Origin of the sequence: Dietzia sp. DQ11-44 (assembly GCF_014145205.1) — a bacterium.
Classification (GTDB): domain Bacteria; phylum Actinomycetota; class Actinomycetes; order Mycobacteriales; family Mycobacteriaceae; genus Dietzia; species Dietzia natronolimnaea.
In genome coordinates this window covers 1-4,129 of the sequence record NZ_JAALEC010000399.1, presented here as the reverse complement: position 1 = coordinate 4,129, position 4,129 = coordinate 1, and the positions used below count along the sequence as shown (strand labels likewise).

The following is a 4,129-nucleotide window of genomic DNA, read 5'->3' as shown; positions in this document are numbered from 1 at the left end:
TGGCGGCCGCGGACCCGCTCATGCCAGCCCGCGCAGACGCGAGGCGGTGGTGCCGATCTCCCGCGCCCCGACCATCGAGTCCGCGTCGATCAGCACCGACCGGCCGGGTCGCCTCTCCCGGGAGCGGGTGGTCTCGTACGGGAACGGGATCATCGGGTGTCCTTTCCGGGACGCGGGCGACGTGCGTACGACAGGGCAGAACAGACCGATGGGTCCATCTATTCCCCACGCCCGCACCCCCACTCCGACCGCCCGGGCGGTGAACACTGGCTTAACGGGATCGCGGCGATCCCGCCCCACCACTACAGTCATGGGATGCGCACCGTCCTCCATACCAAGCTCGACGAGTTCTCCGACCAGCTGGTCCGGTTCTGCGAGATGAACAACCGACTCCTCGACCTCGCCACCGTGGCGCTGCTCGAGGGTGACGAGGTCGCCGCCACCGAGGTCATCGACGGCGCGGCCGAGGTGGAGGATCTGCGCGAGGCGAGCGAGCAGCACGCCTTCGATCTGCTGTTGCTCGAGGCACCCGTGGCCCGCGACCTGCGGCAGGTGGTCTCCGGCATCTACATCGTCGAGCACTTCACGCGGATGGCCGCCCTCACCGGCCACATCGCCCGCGTCGCCCGCCGACGCCACCCCAACCCGGTCATCCCCGGGCCCGTGGTCCCGACGATCCGCGAATTCGCGGAGCGGGACTCGGCCATGGCCCGGAATCTCGGGCAGCTGCTCCCCACCAAGGACGTCCGCCTCGCTCGCTCACTCGATTCGGAGGACGACGCGGTCGATTCCCTCCACGCCGACCTCATGCGGCAGATCTCCGCCGAGGACTGGCCGCACGGCTCGGTCGCGGCGGTGGATCTGGCGCTGCTCGCCCGCTACTACGAGCGGTTCGCCGATCACACGGTCAGCATCGCCAACCGCGTGGTCTACCTCGCCACGGGTGAGAGGCCCGGGGGCGGGTCGCTCTCCCACCTCGAGGACGGCACCGTCCTCGACTGACCCGATCCGATCTCCGATGTGAGGAGCCCGCCGTGTCCCGTCCCATCCACTTCGAGATCCACGCCTCCGATCCCGCGCGGGCGTGCGCGTTCTACGCTGCCGTCTTCGGCTGGACCTACCAGGACTGGAGCGACTTCGCCGGGTCACCGTACTTCGGCGTGACCTCCGGCCCCGAGGACCAACCGGGCATCAACGGCGCGATCATGCAGCGCAACGGCGACACCCCTGCGACGGGATCGCCCGTCGCCGGCGCGGTGCTCACGATGGGGTGCGGGGACTTCGACGCCACCGCCCGCGCGATCCTCGACGCCGGCGGGACGGTGGCCATGGACAAGCACGCCCTGCCGGGAATGGCGTGGCAGGGCTACTTCCTCGACACCGAGGGCAACGTGTTCGGCATCCACCAACCGGACCCCGACGCGAAGTAGGGCGACCGCATGACCCGGGTGTGAGCCCGGGTCATGCGATGGTGGGTGAGCCACCGTGGGGGGTCACCTGCTGCCGCGGGGCCTCACCGGCAGATCGCGCCCGTCGAGGCCGACTGCACGAGCTTGGAGTACTTGGCCAGCACACCGCGGGTGTAGCGCGGCGGGAGCGGCTCCCACCCGGCGCGACGCGCTTCCAGCTCGGCCTCGTCCACCAGCAGGTCCAGTGTCCCGTCGGACACGTCCAGGCGGATGCGGTCGCCGTCGCGGACCAGGGCGATCGGTCCACCGTCCACCGCCTCGGGGGCGATGTGGCCGACGCACAGGCCGGTGGTGCCACCGGAGAACCGCCCGTCCGTCATCAACAGCACGTCCTTGCCGAGCCCGGCGCCCTTGATGGCGCCGGTGATCGCGAGCATCTCGCGCATGCCCGGGCCGCCCTTGGGCCCCTCGTAGCGGATCACCACGACGTCCCCGGCGGTGATCGTGCCGTCCTCCAGCGCGTCCATGGCGGAGCGCTCCCGCTCGAACACGCGGGCAGTGCCCTCGAAGACATCGGAGTCGAAGCCGGCGGACTTGACCACGGCGCCCTCCGGGGCGAGCGACCCGTGCAGGATCGTGATGCCGCCGGTCGGGTGGATCGGCTCGCTCATCGCGCGCAGCACCAGCCCGTCCGGGTCCGGCGGGGCGATGTCCGCGAGGTTCTCGGCGACGGTGCGTCCGGTGACGGTGAGGCAGTCGCCGTGTAGGAGTCCCGCGTCGAACAGGGCCCTCATGACCACCGGAACACCGCCGATCCGGTCGACGTCGGTCATCACGTGCGCACCGAACGGCTTGACGTCCGCGAGGTGCGGCACCCTGGCGCCGATGCGGGCGAAGTCGTCGAGCGTGAGCTCGACCTCCGCCTCGCTGGCGATCGCGAGCAGGTGCAGGACGGCGTTGGTGGATCCACCGAAGGCCATGACCACGGCGATCGCGTTCTCGAACGCCTCCTTGGTCATGATGTCCCGGGCGGTGATCCCGCGGCGCAGCAACTCGACCACGGCCTCCCCGCTCGCCTTGGCGTAGTCGTCCCGCCGACGATCCGGAGCGGGCGGGGACGCACTGCCCGGGAGGGACATCCCGAGCGCCTCGGCCGCGCTCGCCATGGTGTTGGCGGTGTACATGCCGCCGCACGCCCCCTCGCCCGGACAGATGGCGCGCTCGATGGTGTCGACGTCCTCGCGACTCATCAGACCGCGCGAGCACGCCCCGACGGCCTCGAACGCGTCGATGATGGTGACCTGCTTCTCCGTGCCGTCGGAGAGCGTGGCGAAGCCGGGCAACGTGGACCCCGCGTAGAGGAAGACGCCGGCCAGGTCGAGGCGCGCGGCGGCCATGAGCATCCCCGGTAGGGACTTGTCGCAGCCGGCGAGCAGCACCGACCCGTCGAGCCGCTCGGCGCTCATCACCGTCTCGACACTGTCGGCGATCACCTCGCGGGACACGAGCGAGAAGTGCATGCCCTCGTGTCCCATCGAGATGCCGTCGGACACGGAGATGGTGCCGAACTCGAGCGGGTACCCGCCGCCGGAGTGGACGCCCTCCTTGACCGCCTTGGCCAGCCGGTCGAGGGAGAGGTTGCACGGGGTGATCTCGTTCCACGAGGACGCGACGCCGATCTGGGGCTTGACCCAGTCGTCGTCCCCCATCCCGACCGCGCGGAGCATGCCCCGCGCCGCGGTCTTCTCGAGGCCGTCGGTGACGTCCCGGCTGCGGGGCTTGATGTCCACACCGTCGCGGGTGCTCGTCTGATCAGTCTGCTGCGTCATACCGCCAGACTAGGCGGTGGACGGGAGAGGGCCGCAGGAGACGCGACGGGTCAGACCGGGGTCAGCTCGAGCAGGCGCCCGCCCGGGCCGTCCTCGAGCACCCAGATCGCCCCGTCGGGGGCCTCGGCGAGCGCCCTGACCCGCTCGCCCATGTCCCATTCCCGTACGACGGTCGCGGTCTCGTCCCGCAGTTCCACGCGGACCAGATTCTGGCCGGACAAGCCGCCCACCAGCGCGCTGCCCGCCCACCCGTCGAAGCGGTCCCCGCCGTAGATCAGGAGGCTGCCGGGAGAGATGGCGGGCACCCAGTAGGTGGCGGGTGGGACGAAGCCGTCCCCGTCCCGGTGGTCCGGGATGTCCCCGCCGTCGTAGTGCCGTCCCATCGAGGCCCGGGGCCACCCGTAGTTCGCGCCCTCGGCGAGCAGGTTGAGCTCGTCGCCGTGGCGGGGGCCCATCTCGGACACCCAGATCCCGCCCTGCGGGTCCGCGGCGATGCCCAGGGGGTTGCGGTGACCGATGGTCCAGAGGTCGGCGGAGGAGCCGCCGTCCCCCGCCCACGGGTTGCCGGGCGCCGGGTCCCCGTCGAGGGTCAGGCGGACCACTGCGCCGAGGTTGCTGGCGGTGTCCTGGGCGGGGGTCTGCTCCTGGCGGTCGCCCGAGGTCACGTAGAGGTGGTCGTCGAGGACGAGCAGGCGCAGCGCGAAGTGTCCGTTGCCGGCGGCGGGGTCCTGCTCCCAGATCACCTCCAGGTCCGTCAGCTCGGCGCGGTCCACGTCGAGCGTGCCGCGGCCCACCACGCCCTGCGCGCCCTCGGGATGGTCGCGCACCCAGCTGAGGTAGACGGCGCCGTCCTCGGCGTGGGAGGCGCCCGCGGCGACGTCGTGGAGACCT

Annotated in this window: 5 protein-coding genes; 2 read left to right on the top strand and 3 right to left on the bottom strand. The window is 71.4% G+C overall.

The genetic code is table 11. From position 1 onward, the window contains the following. Positions 1-18: 18 nt before the first annotated feature. Positions 19-153, bottom strand: coding sequence for a hypothetical protein (locus tag G6018_RS17580; RefSeq protein WP_259844327.1), 135 nt, complete (start codon positions 151-153; stop codon positions 19-21). 162 nt (positions 154-315) lie between these two features. Here G6018_RS17580 and G6018_RS10500 point away from each other — a divergent pair, with 162 nt between their 5' ends. After that, positions 316-1,002 carry a PhoU domain-containing protein gene (locus G6018_RS10500; RefSeq protein WP_179525622.1) on the top strand — a complete coding sequence of 229 codons (687 nt, stop codon included), beginning with the start codon at positions 316-318 and terminating at the stop codon, positions 1,000-1,002. Between the two features lie 32 nt (positions 1,003-1,034). Then, a complete protein-coding gene (locus tag G6018_RS10495) occupies positions 1,035-1,430 on the top strand; it encodes a VOC family protein (protein ID WP_179525623.1) in 396 nt (131 codons plus the stop codon). 83 nt (positions 1,431-1,513) lie between these two features. On the opposite strand, the gene ilvD is transcribed toward G6018_RS10495, so the two are convergent. Both ilvD and G6018_RS10485 read right to left on the bottom strand, forming a co-directional pair. Beyond that, on the bottom strand, positions 1,514-3,238 hold the full coding sequence (gene ilvD / locus G6018_RS10490; RefSeq protein ID WP_179525624.1) for a dihydroxy-acid dehydratase: 1,725 nt from the start codon (positions 3,236-3,238) through the stop codon (positions 1,514-1,516). Between the two features lie 50 nt (positions 3,239-3,288). Beyond that, positions 3,289-4,129 (bottom strand): PQQ-dependent sugar dehydrogenase (locus tag G6018_RS10485; RefSeq protein WP_182639556.1); only part of this gene is annotated, 841 nt, incomplete at its 5' end.